The sequence below is a fragment of the Mucilaginibacter sp. A5337 genome, assembly GCF_059690695.1.
In genome coordinates, this window is sequence record NZ_JCAWEC010000006.1 from 101249 (window position 1) to 121060 (window position 19812).

General features: G+C 42.8%; 15 protein-coding genes and 2 tRNA genes. 7 read left to right on the plus strand and 10 right to left on the minus strand.

Translation table 11 applies throughout. The features are described 5' to 3' along the window. The first annotated feature begins 1124 nt into the window (after window positions 1-1124). From AC59JO_RS20715 to AC59JO_RS20725, 3 genes are all read left to right on the plus strand, one after another. Window positions 1125-1442: a hypothetical protein gene (locus AC59JO_RS20715; protein WP_413670778.1), complete on the plus strand. Its 318-nt coding sequence runs from the start codon at window positions 1125-1127 to the stop codon at window positions 1440-1442. A 101-nt stretch (window positions 1443-1543) separates the two neighbouring features. Then, a tRNA-Val gene (locus tag AC59JO_RS20720) sits at window positions 1544-1618 on the plus strand. A gap of 216 nt (window positions 1619-1834) precedes the next feature. Further along, window positions 1835-1909 (plus strand) — tRNA-Val (locus AC59JO_RS20725). Between the two features lie 124 nt (window positions 1910-2033). Here the strand turns inward: AC59JO_RS20725 and AC59JO_RS20730 are convergent. The 7 genes from AC59JO_RS20730 to AC59JO_RS20760 form a co-directional block, all read right to left on the minus strand. Next, window positions 2034-2873, minus strand: a complete 840-nt coding sequence (locus tag AC59JO_RS20730; RefSeq protein ID WP_497307676.1) for an endonuclease/exonuclease/phosphatase family protein — start codon at window positions 2871-2873, stop codon at window positions 2034-2036. Window positions 2874-2891: 18 nt separating this feature from the next. After that, window positions 2892-4685: a RagB/SusD family nutrient uptake outer membrane protein gene (locus AC59JO_RS20735; protein WP_497307678.1), complete on the minus strand. Its 1794-nt coding sequence runs from the start codon at window positions 4683-4685 to the stop codon at window positions 2892-2894. A gap of 35 nt (window positions 4686-4720) precedes the next feature. Then, window positions 4721-8257 carry a SusC/RagA family TonB-linked outer membrane protein gene (locus AC59JO_RS20740; protein ID WP_413670775.1) on the minus strand — a complete coding sequence of 1179 codons (3537 nt, stop codon included), beginning with the start codon at window positions 8255-8257 and terminating at the stop codon, window positions 4721-4723. 114 nt (window positions 8258-8371) lie between these two features. Next, entirely contained in the window at window positions 8372-9328 is a 957-nt protein-coding gene (locus AC59JO_RS20745; RefSeq protein ID WP_497307680.1) for a FecR family protein, read from the minus strand. Between the two features lie 72 nt (window positions 9329-9400). Then, a complete protein-coding gene (locus AC59JO_RS20750) occupies window positions 9401-10009 on the minus strand; it encodes an RNA polymerase sigma factor (RefSeq protein ID WP_413670773.1) in 609 nt (202 codons plus the stop codon). A 64-nt stretch (window positions 10010-10073) separates the two neighbouring features. Then, window positions 10074-10847: a M17 family peptidase N-terminal domain-containing protein gene (locus AC59JO_RS20755; RefSeq protein WP_497307682.1), complete on the minus strand. Its 774-nt coding sequence runs from the start codon at window positions 10845-10847 to the stop codon at window positions 10074-10076. 110 nt (window positions 10848-10957) lie between these two features. After that, complete coding sequence (locus AC59JO_RS20760) at window positions 10958-11218, minus strand: hypothetical protein (RefSeq protein ID WP_497307684.1); 261 nt, start codon at window positions 11216-11218, stop codon at window positions 10958-10960. Window positions 11219-11396: 178 nt separating this feature from the next. Here AC59JO_RS20760 and AC59JO_RS20765 point away from each other — a divergent pair, with 178 nt between their 5' ends. Then, window positions 11397-12716: a leucine-rich repeat-containing protein kinase family protein gene (locus tag AC59JO_RS20765; protein ID WP_497307686.1), complete on the plus strand. Its 1320-nt coding sequence runs from the start codon at window positions 11397-11399 to the stop codon at window positions 12714-12716. Here the strand turns inward: AC59JO_RS20765 and AC59JO_RS20770 are convergent. The 3 genes from AC59JO_RS20770 to AC59JO_RS20780 all read right to left on the minus strand — a co-directional run bounded on the left by AC59JO_RS20770 (window position 12711) and on the right by AC59JO_RS20780 (window position 15016). Continuing rightward, complete coding sequence (locus AC59JO_RS20770) at window positions 12711-13280, minus strand: hypothetical protein (protein ID WP_497307688.1); 570 nt, start codon at window positions 13278-13280, stop codon at window positions 12711-12713. The two genes, AC59JO_RS20765 and AC59JO_RS20770, sit on opposite strands and share 6 nt — an antisense overlap. Window positions 13281-14032: 752 nt before the next feature. Continuing rightward, window positions 14033-14707 (minus strand): hypothetical protein, encoded by a 675-nt coding sequence (locus AC59JO_RS20775; RefSeq protein ID WP_497307690.1) that lies wholly within the window; start codon window positions 14705-14707, stop codon window positions 14033-14035. A 114-nt stretch (window positions 14708-14821) separates the two neighbouring features. Then, the gene (locus AC59JO_RS20780; protein ID WP_413670769.1) at window positions 14822-15016 is read right to left on the minus strand and encodes a hypothetical protein; all 195 of its coding nucleotides are present in this window, start codon (window positions 15014-15016) and stop codon (window positions 14822-14824) included. A 72-nt stretch (window positions 15017-15088) separates the two neighbouring features. Between AC59JO_RS20780 and ileS the strand changes: the two genes are divergently transcribed. The 3 genes from ileS to AC59JO_RS20795 are packed head-to-tail and all read left to right on the plus strand — an operon-like array spanning window position 15089 to window position 19461. Continuing rightward, on the plus strand, window positions 15089-18472 hold the full coding sequence (ileS, locus tag AC59JO_RS20785) for an isoleucine--tRNA ligase (RefSeq protein ID WP_497307692.1): 3384 nt from the start codon (window positions 15089-15091) through the stop codon (window positions 18470-18472). Next, a complete protein-coding gene (locus tag AC59JO_RS20790) occupies window positions 18472-18855 on the plus strand; it encodes a TraR/DksA family transcriptional regulator (RefSeq protein ID WP_413670767.1) in 384 nt (127 codons plus the stop codon). Before ileS ends, AC59JO_RS20790 begins: the two co-directional genes overlap by 1 nt. Further along, window positions 18856-19461, plus strand: a complete 606-nt coding sequence (locus AC59JO_RS20795; RefSeq protein ID WP_413670766.1) for a lipoprotein signal peptidase — start codon at window positions 18856-18858, stop codon at window positions 19459-19461. The last annotated feature ends 351 nt before the right edge of the window (window positions 19462-19812 follow it).

The following is a 19812-nucleotide window of genomic DNA, read 5'->3' on the forward strand; positions in this document are numbered from 1 at the left end:
TTTTTGAGGTAATTGTACGCAATTACTGTGGAAAGCAATCCCAAAACCGGGGATTATAAGCAACTAATGAATAAAATATTCTTAATTAAAAAGCAATGGAATAAAATGAATTTGAATTTCCATTAAATAAAAAAGGCCGGACAACTCTCGCAGTTATTCCGGCCCTACATCTACCTATGAAAAACAACCCTTTGAGAAGGGTAATAAGTTATATTCAAACAGGGTGCCAATCTCAAAAAACAGCTTTAATTGCCTAATTGGCAGCTTTTTAAAGCCTAAGCGGAGTTCAATGTGTAGAAATGACACCCGGAACCGGGAATTAATTTCCCAATGGTTAATTTGGCAGTATCTATTTTAATTCTCAGATAACATCATAAAGCAAATAAAAAAGGCCGGACAACCCTCGCAGTTGATCCGGCCCTACATCTACCTATGAAAAACAGTCCTTTTTAGTAAGGACATTAACTCTAATTCAAACCGGATGCCAGATATAAAAACATATCATAAAGCATCAAAAAACGCTTTTCAAAGACTTATTGGTGGCAAAGTGTGTAAATACATACCGGGAATGGTGGTATAATTTTCCCAAAGGTTAAACTGGATGAGTTGCGAAGTAATTGGCAGCCTCAGTAATTAACATTGAAGGTTGAAGTAACCCGATAACGTATTTGATTTCTCGCAAAGGCGCAAAGGTTTTTCTTTGCGGCTTTGCGAGCTTATGTTAATTGCATATGATACTTATCACGGGGTAAGTGTTTGCAATAGACAATAAAACTTTCTATTTAGTAATATTTATTTATTTCAAACCGTTTCTTACATCCAATCCAGGCCAATAAAAAAGGTCGAAACACTCTCGCAGTATTTCGACCCTACATCTACCTATGAAAAACAACCCTTTGAGAAGGGTAATAACATTTATTCAAACGAAATGCCAATTGATAATTTAGCACTTATTTGCTTAAAAAACAGGTTTTTAATATTACCTAAACGTTAAACTGTAGAAACTTTCCCCAAACAAGGGTGCGATTTCCACATCTTGAGAAATACGTATAAAATTCAAACAATTTCATTCATTAAATACTTAATCATAGAAACCATCCCAATTAAACTTTGTTAGCCTAACTATGGACTATAATGTATATTTACTGGCAACCGATCCTCAAAACCCCTGCAGGGATGTGATCCACTCCAGGGATACACGTCTTAAAGTAAAAGTTTATTGCCTTGACGAAGAGCAATTTAGTGCGGATGATAACGAAATCCAGCTTTATGGCTATGCCGGTCATAAGCTCTATGCTTTTGAAACCGTCAATGTTGCAGCCGAAGATGCGCTTGATTTAGTAAGTGCCATACAGTGGTATGCTAATTATATTGATTTCCCGAAGATGGAAATCCTCCCCGAAGACCCTCGCCCACGAGCCCAATACCGGGATGTGAAGTAGCAGTAACGTTCTTATTTATTAAAAATCAGCCACATAAAAGTTTTTGAAATTTTATTTTGACAAACAAACGTCAACTCCTATATTTGCAGTCCCAAAAGCAAGGGAGCTTAGCTCAGCTGGTTCAGAGCATCTGCCTTACAAGCAGAGGGTCACTGGTTCGAACCCAGTAGCTCCCACAAAAAAGCCTGACAGCAATGTTGGGCTTTTTATACTTGCATTACACGCAAAATACTTCGCAAAAGTATTTGCATTATATGGCTAAGTAATTTAACTTCGCCGCTCGGTTTTACCAAACATAATGGTAAAATCAAACACAAAGGGAGCTTAGCTCAGCTGGTTCAGAGCATCCCGATTTTATATCGGGAGGGTCACTTGAACGAAGAAGCAAAAAGGGGAGCTTAGCTCAGCTGGTTCAGAGCATCTGCCTTACAAGCAGAGGGTCACTGGTTCGAACCCAGTAGTTCCCACGGAAAAAGCCTAACAGAAATGTTAGGCTTTTTTGTTTTTAATGTCGCAAGGCTGCGCTAAAACTCAAAACACAAAAAAAGGGGCTGCCTCCGGCAGCCCCTCAAACAATAAAAAATTATTATCCTATAAATTCACTTCCGCCAATACCGGGAAATGATCTGACGGAAATTTACCGTGATAGCTATCGCTTAAAATGCCCCACCTTTTAACATCCACTTTACCGGTGGTGAAAATATGATCGATTACGCCGTTTGATTTTAAAGCCCTTCCAAATGAGTTAAAAGAGGCGTTAAACTCATAAGGTTGAGCTGCCTGGTTATAAGTATCAACTAAATAATTTGAGGTCGCCAGTCGCTGGTACCAGGTACTGTTATGGTCGCCGTTCAGGTCGCCGGTGAATATGGCTTTTTCGTTGCCTGCAATTTCTTTGATCTTTTTCAGGATCAGTTTACCGCTTTCTTCGCGGGCAATTTTTCCCTGGTGATCAAAGTGCGCGTTAAAGAAATAGAATTTCTTTTTGCTTTCCTTATCCTGCAGGTACACCCATGAACAGATGCGGTTGCAGCAGGTTGCATCCCAGCCCAAACCCGGCTTATCAGGCGTTTCAGACAGCCAGAAATCACCTTTTTTCAGCAATACAAAGCGACTCTTTTTAAAGAAGATAGCCGAATGCTCACCCGCATCTTTTCCATCATCCCTACCTAAGCCATAGCGTTCATACTCAGGCAGGGCATTATTCAAATCATCCAGCTGATTTTTCAAACCTTCCTGCGTACCAAAAATATCAAATTGGTGAAAGCGGACCAGCGCGGCGGCAACAGGTGCACGGTTAATCCATAAATTACCGGTATCCCTTGGGTTATCGAAACGCAAATTGAAAGTTCCGGCAATTAAATGCTGTGCACGACCCTGCATGCATACCAAAGCAAATAATGCCGCAAATAAATATTGTTTTATTTTCATGATATATATCTGTTATAATTATTGTTCCCAGCCCGGGTTTTGACCTAATTTAGGGTTCTGAAGCCTATCGGTTTCAGGGATTGGGTACAGGTAAAATTTATTATCCCATTTACGCTGAACCGTTGTTAGCCAGGTAAGTTCATTATCGCTGCTAAGCCTTTGCGGGTTTGCAGTACCCCCGGTTAATGTAGCGGCAACGCTCACATAGGTTACACCTGCCACCTGGTTTGCCGGCAATGTAGTGTAAAAACATACATCAGGCTTGCCATCTTCATTTAAATCAAGCGGCACATCCAGGGCCGGTACATAAAAGCCGTTCCAGGTTTGGTCCATCAACTCGCCGCGTTTCCACCTTACTATGTCATTGAACCTGAAACCTTCAAAGGCAAGTTCAATGCCGCGCTCGCGCCTTATTTCCAACAAAGCAGGATCAGAGATAGCCGGAAAGTAATTTGTTTGCAGATATTTATCCGCAACAACGGGCTTGGTAGCAGTGTTACCTGTTATGCCTGCCCTGCGGCGTAAAGCGCCAATGGTCATGTTCCAGTCGGCATCAGTAAAGGTACCCAGCTCGGCTTTTGCTTCGGCATAGTTTAACAATACCTCCGCATAGCGCATAAGCGGTATTGAGTTGGTATTGCGCGATCCGCCATCCATTGAGGCATCATCCTGGGTTAATTTGATGGGCTGATAACCTGTATAGGTATATGAAAACACCGGCGGTGCTGCTTGCTGAGTAGCGCCGTTTAAGCGGGTGTAGTTGCCCATACGGATGGTTTGTTGCAAACGCATATCACGGCCTTTTACCTCCTGTGCAAAAGGCATTGTTTTATAACCGGGCTTATCGGTAAACGGCGTGCCATCGATATTCAAATAAGTATTTACAAATGTGCGGATAAAGCTTAACCTGTCGCCGTAAGTGGCGCTAGTCCAGTACCAGTTGGAATCATTGAAGATACCCAGTGCAGGATCAGAAATTGCTGCAAGGATCACTTCCGATGCTACCGGCGCCTGGCTGGTAAACAACTGCCTGTAAGCTTTATCTGTTCCGCCCGCAGTATTAAGACTGAAACCGCCTTCGCTCATCACTTTTTGCGCAGCATCTGCAGCCTGGGTAAGCAAGCCATTAACTGACGACTGCAAACCGTACTCATCATGGTATTTCCTGAATGTACCTTCAAACAAGCAAACCCTTGATTTAAATGCATAAGCAGTATATTTAGTGATAAGGCTCCTGGTATTGTCAGTAGTGTTGATGTGCAGTCCTGCATAATCAAGGTCGGCAAGTATCGAATCAACAACAAGGGTCCTTTTATCCCTGCCGTTATATAACGCAGGATCATCAACCTTCATTGTTTTGCCGTACCATGGCACGTCGCCAAAACGCTTAAGCTTATCAAAGTAAAACCAGGCCCTGAAAAAGCGTGCAAGGCCAATAAAATGCTGGCGCTGATCAAGCGAAATACTCGGGTTATTACAATTTTCGATAAAGTAGTTGATGTTGCGCAGGCCGGTCCAGGTCCAGCCGCTGCTTTGCCTTGGGCCATAGGCACCCGGTCTTAAAAAATCCGGAACCGATGTCCTTGCCGCGTAATCAGCCATGGCATCACCGCGTACAGCATCGCCCGCGGTTGGCAGGATATCATAAAACGAGTTGGCATAAAGCTGCAGGCCGTTTATGCTTCCAAAAACAGCGCTGTTGGTAGCGGTGTCTTTGGGTACCTGGTCTAATTTCTTACAGCTAACTGTAATCAAGCTTGCAAAAAGCATTGCTATGGCTAACTTAATGTGTGTTGCTTTTATGTGAAACATATTTAATGTTTTTAAAATTTTCGTACTGCGATTGATTAAAATGTTGCGGTTAAGCCCAGGGTTACGCTCTTTAATATCGGGTAGTTATTACCGTTACCGCTGTTACCATCGGTAAGTACCCTGTCTGATCCGTTGATACTTTCGGGGTCGATATCCTTGGTAATTTTATAAAGCGGCGACCATGTCAACAGGTTCTCGCCCGAAAGGAACACGCGAAGATTGTTTAGTTTGATCTTCTGGATCAAACGCAATGGCAGGTTATAACCTACCTGTACATTTTTCATACGCAGGTAAGCAGCATTTTGCAAATATTTGGTTTGCGCCTGGGTTAACTCGCCCGATCCGTTTTGTGCCGAATAGCCGCGGTACCTTGGGAAGTAAGCGTCAGGATTATCCTCCGACCAGATTTTACCCAATTGCGATTGTGGCACTTTGTTGTAAGGCCTGTTGTATTGTCCCCAGAAAACACTTGCTTCTGAGCCCGGGTACCAGTCGCGTTTGGCAACACCCTGAAAAAATGCCGAGAAAAAGAAGTTGTTCCAGTCGGCATCAACACCAATACCGTAAGTATACCTTGGGGTAGCATTACCGATGATGCGCTTGTCGCCGGGTTTGTTTACGGTTTGGTCGCCGTAGTCAATTACGCCATCGCCGTTAAGGTCTTTAAATTTGATATCGCCCGGCAAAAGTTGCCCTGTAGTAGAAGCCTTGATAAGCGTTTGCTTAGGCGAGTTGGCAATATCCTGTGCAGAAGTAAAATAACCAGCTGTTTCAAATCCCCAGATCTCGCCTATTGTTTGGCCTGCATAATAATCGCTTAAACGTTTATCGGGGTTGTTGTATTTGGTAATTTTAGAAGTGTAATCGGCCAGTGTTAATCTTAAACCATAGTTAAACGGCTTGGTACCGGCGTTAAATTTATCGCGCCAGGCTACGGTTACTTCCCAGCCTTTTGTTTTCAGGTCGGCGTAGTTACCTTTAGGCACATCGGTACCAAAAACAGCGGGAAGCGTCATACCCACAGTAAACATGTTTGTTGTTTTGCGGATGTAGGCATCGCCCGAAATGGTTAAACGGTTAGATAGCATGCCCAAGTCTAAACCAAGGTTTTGTGTGTTTGAAGTTTCCCAGGTTAAACCATCAGGCAATACGCCCGGCTGACTGGTTTTTTGAGGCAATACCCCATTCAGGATCCTGCCCGATTTAGAAATATTGAATTTTTCCTGGAATGCATATGAGCCGATGCTGCCGTTACCCAATGAACCGTAAGAAGCCCTTACTTTTAAGTTGGTGATCAGCTCTTTCGATACTTTCCAGAATGGCTCGTTGGAGATTTTCCAACCTGCAGAAACTGAAGGAAAGAAAGCATAACGCTGATCGGCAGGGAATTTTGACGAACCATCATAACGACCATCCGCTTCAATTAGATACCTGTCTTTAAACGAGTAATTTAAACGATAGAAACCGCCCACAATATCCCACTGGTCCCAACCACCTGAAGTGCTGATTGCCTGACCCAATGCCAGGTTAATATCAGTAGCATCTTCAAAAATTAAACCGTTACGTGTTACATCAAGCGTTTTTTTGGTTGATTGCTCAAAGTTGAACCCTGCTAATGCTTTAAAGTAGTGGCCACCATTTAATTTAGGTTCAAACTCGCCGTAAGTATTTGTAGCTATATATTGCGTACTCTGGCTGTAAACTTCAAGATCGTTATAAGCAGTACCAACATATTCAATTACCCCTGGTTTGCGGCTGTAAGGAACGGGCACTCGTTTACGGTTTTGACCGTTATCGGTGTTTTGAAAAGTGAAATCGCCTTTAACACGGAATGTATTATCAAAAAACTGGGCTACAAAGCCGGTTGTATTTCTGAATACCCGGTTATCGAAGTTGATACCATTTTTGCCGTAGTAAAAGTCCCCCACGGAATATGCGGCCGAGTAAGTAAGCGTACCATCGGGATTAAATAAGGGTACCATGGTATGGCCTTCGTCCTGCAGGTTTCTCCAGATACTTCCCCCCTCACCCACGTTGAGCGGGTTGTGGTATTTCATATTGGAATAGTCAGCATTATTATAAAGGCTTAACCATGGGTAAACCTGCAATGAACCTTTAGCCCTCAGGTTGTACATGCTATAATCATCAGAATTATAGCGGAACAAACCATCCTGCGAATAATAACGCCCGGTGATCAGGAAGTCGGCTTTGCCACTGTTACCTGAAATAGCAAGATTATGCTCACGGGCTTCGTTATGATCTTTGTATAACAGCTTGTACCAATCGGTATTGCCATAATATTCATATTCGCCGGCGCTGTTAACTATAGTTGAAGGCAAAGAAGGATCAAGAGAATGTTTTCTTAATTCCTCAAGATATGCCGGAGAAAACTTAACTGTTTTGTTGATGTTTTGTGGTGTTTGTGAATAATCATTCCAGGCACTCCATGCATCGTTAAACATCTTGGCGAAGGTGTAGCCATCAGTAACAAACTTAGGCACAGCAGTTGGGCTTTTAACCGAGTGGTTAAATGAATAGGTAACGCTGGTTTTTTCTTTGGATGGATTTTTAGTGGTGATGAGGATCACGCCGAAAGCACCCCTTGCACCATATATAGAGGCCGAAGCCGCATCTTTCAATACCGATACTGAGGCCACATCATTCGGGTTAATCCTGCTTGGATCGCCTTCCACACCGTCAACTAAAACCAGCGCGTTTCCGCCCTGCCCGATCGAAGTAGTACCCCTTACATTGTAGGTGGGCGACTGGATAGGCTTACCATCAAGCGGCACCAGGTTCAGGTTAGGGATTACGCCCTGTAAGCCCTGGGTTAAGTTTGGCAGTGAACGATTTTCAAATACCTTTGAGGTAACCTGCTCAACGGCACCGGTAAGGTTTTGCTTTTTCTGTGTGCCGTAACCAACAACCAATACTTCGTTCAACGTACCCGATTGTGCAACAAGTGTTATGGGATTAAGTTGTGTAACCTCGCCCTGTTTTATTTTTACGCCCGTTACACGCTTCGACTCAAACGAAATAAAGCTTACCATTAAGGTGTAATTTCCTTCGTCGGCACTAATGGTAAATTCGCCGTTGATATCGGCCTGTACGCCTTTGCTGGCTTCAAGCAACATAACGGTAGCCCCGGTTAAAGGCGCGCCTTTTTCATCAATGATTTTCCCGGCAATTTTACCTAAGGCCGGCCTTGGCTGATCTTTTTTATATAAGGTAACTGTACCCGATACCTCTTCCTTAAAACCGATATCGGTATTAGCCAAAAGCCTTTTCAATACATCGGCTAAACGCTCGTTATTAAAGGTTTGGCTTTTCACCTGCACGTCGGCCAAACCAAGCAGTTTGGGGTCGTAGGCAAATTCAATATTCCCGGCATTTTCAATTTTTTTAATTGAGGTTAACAGTGTTTCTTTTGAAAGGGAAACGCTAACGCGCTTCTCAAAAACCTGTCCTGTGCTTGGGGCGGCTATCAATACACCTGCGCCCGCAATAATAATGGTGTAAATCAGAAAAGTGATACGCATGGCTTTACTTAAGCAACGTAAGTTTTTTTTCATACTTTTGAGTTCTTAGTGGATTTTTAACGGAGAAACTAAGGGCATAAGCAAATAGGGCTCAATCTATTAGCTTTGCGAACTATGGCCGGATCTGCTACAGACCGGCTTTTTTTATTAATATAGGGTTACATCATTATTTTGCCTCCTGCAACTGTTTTTATGGATTGAACATATTAGCCTCATGGTTTCATCAACCGTGCGCGACTGGCTGATGATGATATTGTATTTGTAGGTATCTGTTTGCTTGTTTTTGCTGGTGAGTTTTACCCCGTAAATGTTATTGACGGTTAGGGCCAATTCCCGGAAAGAGGCATTGCTGAGCGCCGATCGTCCCTCTACCCAACCTTTGCTTTTTTCGCCATTGTAGCTGCTTAGTTTATAGCTATGTTCCTGCAATGAATAAACTGCCCTTTGATTAGGGATCAATACAGCTTTTTTCCCCTGCTTATCACTTACTTCCACATGACCGGTGCGAAGGGTTACAGCTACATAGTTTAGCTGTTTATAGGCTTTTACATTGAATGATGTACCCAGCACCTTTGTGGTTATACTGCCTGTTACTACCAGGAAGGGATGGGCGGCATCATGCTTTACTTCGAAATAAGCTTCACCCTCATCTAAATAAACACTGCGGGTTGCCTTTTTTTCAAAGCCCTCAATGATACGGACGCGTGACATGGCGTTGAGCCAAACAGTTGAACCATCAGGTAGTTCCAATTTTTTTACCTGCCCTATACCTGTTTTAAAGATAGCATAGGTCGGCTTCTGCTGTTCCTGCTGCTGCGCTATTTCTCGGCGCAGAAGCAACCCTGCTGTAACCAGCACAATGATTGCAGCGGCGGCGGCATACCTGATAAAATTAAGTCTTCGTATTTTGGGAGGATTGTTATTTACATGCGCTTTGGCGTAGTTGTAAATTTCGCTTTTTAACTGCTGTTCTTTAGCGAGGGGCAAGGGTTCATCGATATCATCATATGATTGATACCATCCATCAACCAATTTTCGCTCCTGTTCGGTAGCTTTATTTTTAACGTAGCGGTCAATTAATTTTTTAAGCTCCGACGAGTCCATCCAGTTTTGTGCTTTTTATTGGGATGTTGCACAAAGCCGCTTTTACTACTTCTATTTTACATCAAGTTTTCGTTAACTTTGTGTAAACAAAATCACGAGGCAAATAAAACAGTTAATATAACGATCGGGGTATTCAACTTTAAGGCGGCGCTTTAAACGTTTTAGCGCTTCGGTAATATTATTTGATACGGTTTGCTCGGCAAGGTTAAGATTTTCGGCAATTTCCTTTACCGAATAGCTATCGCTCCGCAGCAGGAAAGCACGCTTCATATTAGCCGGCATCTCTTCTACTTCTTCGCTCACAATTTTTTCGAGGTTAAAATATGAGGATAGGTTTTCTTCCTTATAGATGATATCGTTCATCCGTGACAGTGCATGCTCCATAGCATTTTGCCTGATGCCTTCCGAACGGAAATGATTTAATACTTTGCGTTTAACCGCACCAAACAAAAACTGCTCAAGAGAGGTGTTTATTTGTAGTTCATTTCGCTTTTGCCAAACATCTATCAACAGGTTTTGCACAATGTCTTTCGCGGCCTCGTAATCACCTAATCTTACCTGCGCAGCCATAAAAAGGGACTTCCAATAGCGGTTGAACAATACATCAAAAGCACTGATGTTATCGTCTCTAAGCATTTCCAACAGTTCATGATCAGCAGGAGGAGTATCAAATTGTTGCATCCGCCAAAATTAAACAACCTAAGTAAAGTAAAAGTTAAATAACAAACTGATCGTACAGAAGCGGTTAATTGCCTTTTGAAGTACCAACAAAAGCTTTAACCGCATCTCCTGTAATTTGAAAATAAGCAGGACCTGCAAGCAGCGTTATTTTGGTTATAGGTTGAAACGAGCTCAGCGAATGATTTTTCAAAAACTGCTCAGTTTCATAAGCATTTACAGCCCCTTTAACAACATTCACTGCTACAATACCCGTAGGCGAATCAATACCGGCATCTTTTAAATCGCTGGCATGCGAGTAGCTGCTTACGCCTAAGCGCAGAGCTTCACGCATTTCTACACGGCCAACACTGGTCATCAGCTCGGGGTTAAATGCTTTACGGTCGCCAAGCCCAATGATCAGCAGCTTTTCGGCAGGCATGCTGCCGGCGGGTGGTGTAATCAATATGGTTTCCAATGCATGGCCTTCAAACCTGCCGCTTTTTCGTAATTCGGTAAGCATTCCCTTCAGCGCGTCATCTATATGTACCAATCCGTTAAGGTTACGCGGCAATGCGGGCGGCGAGTTAAATATATCTCCATCGGTGTATTCAAAAACGCAAATAACCTGTAAGGGCGTTTGCTGGTTAGACGGCGCCTGAACAGCCGTTGTTATCATCATCCCATCTATTTGCCCCAATGTGGCTGATGTTCCGGCGGCGGGCAATGCCGAAGCCTGCGTTTGTGCCCACCCGTTTGTAAAATTGATTAAAACGATGGCTACACTGGCGATAAGCAACCGTAACGAACCTATATAAGATTTTACAGATAATTTTTGAGTTAGTGTAATAGCGTGTTCCATGATGACGATGTTTAAATTACTGATACGTCAAAAATGGGGGAAATAAAAAAACAAAAAGATGACGTAGATTAAGAAATGCAAGACCTCTTAAATAACATCCCAATCCGCTATTAAATGTAAATCAGATTTTCTGATCGGGTAATGAGGGCTGCGCCTGCTTCGCTTATAATAACATCGCAATCTTTTACTGATATATGGTGCTTAAACTGACCGATGGGTTCGATCCAATCCCGGGAGGTGAATACCGGCGCTTCGATCTGAACAGATTCTACCAGAATCTCTTCGCCATCGAGCACAAGGCGCCAGCATTGGGTTTGACCATTACTATTGGTATTATAGCGAATATGTGCCAACTGCACTTTCTTATGCATAACATATAGGGGTTTCCGCAACAAACGGCGAATTAAAGGGAAAAGTATTTACTGTTAACGCACCTCTAAAATCTATCTTATTTGTTACTTATATCGGGACCCTTAACCCGAAGCCCTCCTTAGTATCACAAGAAATAACATAAATGTTTAGCCTTTTTTGTTCCTTTGCCTGCAACCTATGCAAACATTAAAGCAGTTACAAAACGGAGAATTAAAAGGAGCTATATCGCTTAAACTATCAGAGAATCTTTCTCATTTCCCGGTTGAAATTTTTGAACTGGCAGATACGCTGGAGTACCTTGATCTATCATTCAATAACCTGAACTCATTGCCCCCTGATTTTGGCAGGCTCAAAAAACTGAAGATCTTTTTTTGTTCAGAAAACCGGTTCACGGTTTTGCCGGAAGTATTGGCCGATTGCCCGCTGCTGGATATGGTTGGCTTTAAATCAAACCGGATAGAAACGGTACCACCGGCATCAATTAATTCAAATCTTCGCTGGCTTATCCTTACCAACAACAGGATTACTGAGTTACCTGCCGAAACAGGTAATTGCAGCAGAATGCAGAAGCTAATGCTTGCGGGTAATAAATTAAAGGAGTTACCGGCGTCGCTTACCAAGTGCCGTAATTTAGAATTGCTCCGGATCTCCGCAAATCAGTTAAATGAATTTCCTGAATGGCTTTTATCTCTGCCCAAACTATCATGGCTGGCCTTTTCGGGCAATCCTTTCAGCTATAAGCCAACAGTACAACCGCTTACACCAATCGACAGTTGCCAGCTGGAAATCAGCGAAATGCTTGGCGAAGGTGCATCGGGCATCATCTCCAAAGCTACCTGGCGACATGCCGGTAAAACCAGTGAAGTTGCTGTCAAAATATTTAAAGGCGCGGTTACCAGCGATGGCCTGCCCGAAGATGAAATGAACGCTTGCATAACCGCTGGCAACCATGACGGATTAGTAGAGTTGATAGGCCAGATCACCAATCATGCCGAAAATAAAGAAGGGCTGGTAATGAAACTCATACCCGAAAGCTTTTACAACCTCGGTCTGCCCCCCAGCTTCGTTAGCTGCACGCGCGACGTTTTTAAACCCGGCATGGGCCTTACGCCTGCACATGTATTAAAAATTGCAGGAACCATTGCCTCCGTAGCAGAACACCTGCACAACAAAGGTATTATGCACAGTGACCTTTACGCCCACAACATTTTGGTTGACGATGACGCCAACACGCTATTCAGCGATTTTGGAGCTGCCTGTTTTTATGATCTGTCAGATACCGGAACCGCAAAAAAACTTGAATTGCTGGAAGTAAGGGCTTATGGCTGTTTGCTTGATGACCTCATCAGTTTGTGCAATGAAGCAGATTCTCGGTTAATATCAAAACTTGAAGAGCTCAGGGATGCGTGCATGAGCGATAATGTGGAAAAGCGCCCTTCGTTTCAAGTTTTAAACAGAGACTTGATAGTATTAGACCGGGAACATTTTGTGCTATAGCGATGCCTGTGTTGCTGATAGCCTTATTAAATCATCCTCTTCTCCGTCAAGTAAATCAGCCAGGCAGGTAAAGTAATTAATTCCGGCAAGACCTAAGCCGCTTGGAGCTACCGTTGTTTCGGTAATGAAATAACCGTTATCAAGCTCTAAAATTAGCTTTTCGTCCTCAAACCCCGAACTAAGCAAATCAACTATACACCTGCCTTTAACATTCATTAATTTATTTTCAGCAAATTCTGTTTTATAAGGCCGATATGCTAAAATGTGCCTCATCTTAACTATCAGGGTTTTCCAGCCTGTGTAATTATTATAGGCCAGTTCGCCAATCGATTTCTTTCCCGAGTTAACATGCTCTGTTTTAATCAAAGGATGCAGGAAAATACTTTTCGCACCTGGATCGGGCGCTTCTATCCTCAGTTCATCATTGAAATCATAAGGAATGCTTACAAACACACCTCCTTCAAGCTCAATAAAACAGCTGGCAAAATCAAGTTCGTATTGCCTGTTCTTAACCAGGCAATAAATATCTGTTATTTTCTTTCCGATAAGGTCTTTCGGATACATAAAATACCATGTAGGGGTTTAAGATGCCATGCAAGTATACAGGATTTTTCAAATTTGTACATCCTATTATGCTTTAGCATAGCGATAAAGGTAACCCGTAGGTTTGCTTTTTTAGAAATATTTGAACGAAAAATGATAATTTTTACCAATTCGTCTATTCATTCGATCTATTCGTCGGTTTTTTTTTGATTTTAACAATCCATGTATTAGATTTGCAGCTATTTCAATACAAGGTTACCACCTTGATTTGTGATAAGGTTTAGGTTTAAAGCCTCCAAGCAGCGAGTGCAAGGAGGCTTTTATTTTTTAATCTTATCAATAACGCACCAACTAAAGTTTTAGTGTTTAAACAAGGATAAAAAAGTACTAAGTCTGAAGTTTTTAGTCTTAAGTCTTATTTATCAACATTACATACTGTATACCAGAAACTTAACGCCTAAAAACACAACTGTAAATCTAAGTTGTGTTTTTAAAAATATAACCGACTTTGAACTTAAAACTAACGACTTGAGACTTAGAACTCAATACTTACGACTTACTTATTTTCCTTCACCACATCAATAAGCCATGTTACCAGGCCAATAAAGCCGACAATAAATAACCCTGCCGCGCGTCGTTGGTGTTGTCACCAACAATTTTTTGCCCCCCCTTCTTTTATGATATCCAAAAGCCTTGTTCAAATACCGCGCGTAGAGTTGTTGGTGACAACATCAACAACGACAGAGTTCAATCTGCATTATAGTGTAACCGCCCTAACTATTTAGTTTTTTTAACTTAAAGTATCCATTGGTATCTACAATCCAGAAATCATCTTCAATCTGAGTATCAAAGTGGTTCTCTTCATCAGTTTGTACTCCGTACTGATAACTAAGCTTTAGGGTGAGGTCTTTATATATCTTTGTATTCAATATGCCATAAAAATGGTTATTTCCCGATGGGTCGTTAGCTTTGATATGCATTGCATCTATTACCTGTAATTTGTAAGTCAACGCTACCAGTGTTTCATCGATTACCACAAGAAAAAAGCGTGGCTTCATAACAATTAAAAGCCATTTAGATTTATAGGTAGAGTCTGCCAAATCAAAAGTCGAGGACATGTTTTCGCCATCAATTGAACTTGCACCGATTTCCCTATACCTTAATTTTAATTTAAGCCCCATCATCTTTTTATCCTTAAAAGTCGAAAGATTAATTGGACTGGGCTCGGCCGAAGGATTTTCGGTATCGAACGGAAATTTTGGAAGCGCTAAATCTCGCAAACGTTTAGCCAGTTTAACGCTATCAATTAAACCATCTTCTATTTCAGGTTGTTTAGCTGTTCGGGGAGATATTGAAGCACGGGGAACGCTTTTATTGTTGCTAGTATCGATGGAGCAACCACCACACAAAATAATGGGAATAATTAAAATGACAAGGCCCCTTAGCATAACTAAAGATAATGGTTTTTATAACTAAAGGAAATTTTTACTCGTTGTCCGTATTGTCACCAACAATGGCAAAGAGGACACAAAACTTGAGACTTAGAACTCCGAACTTACGACTTACTTATTTTCCTTCACCACATCAATAAGCCAGGTGACCAGACCAATGAAGCCGGCAATAAACAACCCTGCTCCTGCACCACGTGCGTAATCGTCCCAATTATCGGCCGGGCCACTGGGAATGGCCATCCCTGCCGAAAACAGGATAATACCTATCAACAAAAGATAAACAGAGCGTTTTGCTTTATTTTTCATCGGCGTAAATTAAAAAAATCATTTTTAATTTCTGTATTTTTGCAACCTCTTAAAAACGAGGTGAAATAATAGATGTACAAGGAATATAAGCAGTTAAACTTATCGCAAACAGGCAAAGAGATACTGGACTTCTGGAAACAGAAAAATATTTTCGAGAAAAGCATTACCAGCCGTCCGGCGGGTAACCCCTATACTTTTTATGAAGGGCCGCCGAGCGCTAACGGTATGCCCGGTATTCACCACGTAATGGCGCGCTCTATTAAAGATATTTTTTGTCGCTACAAAACCCTTAAAGGCTACCAGGTAAAACGCAAAGGCGGCTGGGACACCCATGGCTTGCCAATTGAGCTTGCTGTTGAAAAAGCTTTGGGCATCACTAAAGATGACATCGGCAAAAAAATAAGCGTTAAAGATTATAACGATGCCTGCCGTAAGGAGGTAATGCGCTACACCGACGTTTGGAACGACCTAACCGAAAAAATGGGTTACTGGGTTGACCTGAATGATCCGTACATCACTTATAAAAACGAATACATTGAAAGCCTCTGGTGGATCCTGAAGCAGCTGCATAAAAAAGACATGCTGTACAAAGGTTATACCGTACAGCCATACTCGCCAAAATCAGGTACCGGTTTAAGCTCACACGAGCTTAACCAGCCGGGCACCTACAAAATGGTGAAGGATACTACCATAGTAGCCCAGTTTAAAGTTAAACACGATGCCGATTCGGAGTTTTTGTTTAATGGCGTAGATACCGAGGTGTTTATCCTGGCCTGGACAACTACTCCTTGGACTTTACCATCAAACTGTGCCCTTGCCGTTGGCGAAGATATTACCTACGTTAAGATCAGCACCTTTAACCCATACACCTACCTGCCGGTTTGTGTAGTGCTGGCTAAAGACCTGGTTAAAAAATACTTTAAAGCCGAGGGTGAGAACGCCTCTTTTACCGACTACAAAGGCGGCGACAAGATCATCCCATGGAAAATTGAGGCCGAAGTAAAAGGCAGTGAGCTGGTGGGCATCCATTACGAACAACTGATGCCTTATGTAACCAATGAGGATTTGGAGCAAAACGCTTTCCGCGTGATCCCGGCCGACTTTGTTACTACCGAAGACGGTACCGGTATAGTACACACCGCATCTGTTTTTGGCGCGGATGACTTCAGGGCCTGCAAGGAAAACAACGTACCATCCGTAATGGTGAAAGACGAAACAGGCAAAGATGTTCCGTTAGTGAACAAACAGGGCCGCTTTGTTGATGAAGTTACCGATTACGCCGGTCGTTACGTTAAGGAAGAATATTATACTGATGCCGAGCGTGCCGAAGAAGGTTTTAAACCAACCGACGTACTCATCTCTATCAAATTAAAAACCGAGAACCGCGCGTTCGACGTTAAGAAATACGAGCACAGCTACCCGCACTCATGGCGCAGCGACGAGCCTATATTATACTATCCGCTCGATAGCTGGTTTATCCGCACCACTGCGGTAAAGGATAAAATGGTGGAGCTAAACAAAACCATCAACTGGAAACCAGAATCAACAGGTACAGGCCGTTTTGGTAACTGGCTTGAAAATTTGGTTGACTGGAACCTTTCGCGTTCTCGCTACTGGGGTACCCCGCTACCTATCTGGCGCGAGGAAAATGGTACCGAAGAGATCTGTATTGGTTCGATTGCTGAATTAAATACAGAGATTGTAAAATCGATCAAAGCAGGTTTCATGCCTGAAGGTTTTACACTGGAAGATATGCACCGCCCTTATGTTGACGATGTTGTTTTAGTGTCATCAACCGGCAACAAAATGTTCCGCGAGCCAGATCTGATCGACGTTTGGTTTGATTCGGGCGCTATGCCTTATGCGCAATGGCATTTCCCGTTTGAAGGCCAGGAAGAATTTAAAAATGCATACCCGGCAGATTTTATTGCCGAAGGTGTTGACCAAACCCGCGGTTGGTTCTTTACCCTGCACGCCATAGCCGTAATGCTGAGCGAGGCAAGTGATGAGGTTAAAGCCGTCAATGAACAGGTGGGCAACAAAGGTATCGCCTTTAAAAATGTAGTATCAAACGGTCTGGTGCTGGATAAAAACGGCAACAAAATGTCTAAACGCTTAGGCAATGCCGTTGATCCGTTCGAAACCATCGAAAAATATGGTGCCGATGCCGCCCGCTGGTACATGATCAGCAATGCATCACCATGGGACAACCTTAAATTTAACGAAGAAGGTATAGACGAAGTAAGGCGTAAGTTTTTCGGTACATTGTACAACACCTACTCGTTCTTTACCCTGTACGCTAATATTGATAAGTTCACTTACAGCGAACCGGAGATAGAGAACAGCAAACGCCCTGAAATTGACCGTTGGATCATATCCCTGCTAAACACCTTAAGCAAAGAGGTTGACGGTTATTATGCTGATTTCGAGCCGACCAAGGCTGCCCGTGCAATCCAGGAATTTGTTGATGTACATTTCAGCAACTGGTTTATCCGTTTAAGTCGTCGCCGTTTCTGGAAATCAGATGACTCGGAAGATAAGCTTTCGGCTTACCAAACCTTGTACACCTGCTTAATCGCTATTAGCAAATTGATGTCGCCTATTGCGCCATTCTTTGCCGATAGGTTATATTGCGATCTGAATGCTGTTACCGGCAAAGAAGAGTTTGAATCGGTACATTTAGCTTACTTCCCAGAGTACAACAGTGCATTGGTTGATGCCGAGCTGGAAGAGCGTATGCAGTTGGCACAGGATGTTTCGTCGTTAACGTTGTCGCTTCGTAAAAAGGTGAATATCAACGTGCGCCAGCCATTGAGCAAAATTTTATTGCCAATACTGGATAAAAGCTTTAAATTACACGTTGAGCAGGTTAAAGACCTCATTTTGTCTGAAACCAACATTAAAGATATCGAGTACATTACCGATACCGCAGGTTTCATCAAAAAGAAAATAAAGCCAAACTTTAAGGCTTTAGGCCAAAAGGTAGGTAAGGATATGAAAGTTGTAGCCGAAGCCATCACAAACTTCACCCAGGATGATATTGCTACGTTAGAAACTAATGGCAAGATCCAGGTTCTTGATGGCAAATACGAAGTATTAGCTACCGACGTAGAGATCATAGCCGAAGATGTTCCCGGATGGCAGGTGGCAAATTTGGGAAAACTAACGGTGGCTTTAGATGTTACCATAACCAACGAATTGAAACAGGAAGGTATCTCGCGCGAGTTTATCAACCGTGTGCAGAATATACGTAAGACCAAAGGATTTGAAGTAACTGACAGGATAAACGTGCAGACAAGCAGCACCCCGGTGATCAAAGAGGCCGTGGAAAACAATCTATCCTATATTTGCGCCGAAATCCTGGCCGACAGCATCGTGTTTGTGGAGAACCTGACCGGGGGAGAACCTGTTACAATTGATGAACAAGAAATATTGATTGCTATTAGTAAAGTATAATGAAACAAGAACAAGAAAAAACCAGATATTCTGAAGCTGACCTGCAGGAATTTAAAGGGATTATCCTGGATAAAATGCGCATAGCCCGCGAAGAATTAAGTTCATTGGCTACGTCATTAAGTTCGCCTAATGCCAACGGCACCGATGATACCGCCGGTACTTACAAAACATTAGAAGACGGTTCGGCCACGCTTGAAAAAGAGCAGATAAACCAATTGGCGGCCCGTCAAAAAAAGTTTATTGAGCAGCTTGAGGCTGCCCTTGTACGTATTGAAAATAAAACTTACGGTGTTTGCCGCGAAACAGGCAAGCTGATCCCGAAAGAGCGTTTACGTGCTGTTCCGCACACTACCCTCTCAATGGAAGCTAAATTAAAGCAATAAATGAAGGCTGCTTATACCAAACCTTTTTTAACTGCTGCCTTTATCATCCTTGCCGACCAGATCATTAAAACCTGGGTTCGTGCGCATATGCAAATGGGCGAAGAAATTCGTTTCCTGGGGAGCCGGGGTATGTTGCATTATACCGAAAACAACGGCATGGCATTTGGCATGGAATGGGGCGGCGATGCGGGTAAACTGGCATTAACGCTGTTCCGCATAGTTGCGGTTTGCGGTATAATTTACACCCTTATTTATTTAATTAAACATAAATACCACCGCGGGCTCATCATGAACGTAGCGCTCATTTTAGCCGGTGCTATGGGCAATATCATTGATTCAACCTTTTATGGTTTGATGTATAAATATGCCCCGATATTTCATGGCCGTGTGGTTGATATGTTTTACTTTCCGTTGCTACGCGGCACCTATCCATCATGGTTCCCGTTTTGGGCAGGTGAGTCGTTCGAGTTTTTCAGGCCGGTGTTTAACCTGGCCGATGCCTCTATCTGCGTAGGCGTAATTATGATACTCCTGTACCAGAAACGCTATTTCAAACATGAAAAACCCGAAGTAGCCAGCCCCAACAGCGAAATGGTTGAAGAATAGAATTATTATAGATTTATATATGAAAAGCCGCGATGAGCGGCTTTTTTTGTTTGTTAAGCGTTCGTAATCAAATAAATGTCATTGCGAGAAGCGAAGTAAGGCCTCGCGCGCATTAGGGGCGACGAAGCAATCGCGAACTTTGCATGGCGGCTCCGTATAGCATGCGATTGCCACGCTATCGCTCGCAATGACATGGTTTTTATTTGTTTTTACAGGAAATCTTATTCTTGCGCTCGTTTGCAACGAGTGCTTAATATGGTTTGGCGATTGTATCGCCTGTTGCGTTATAAACGCAAACCCAGTTTACGCACTCGTTGCAAACGAGCGCGAGTTCGAAAGCCCATACAACCC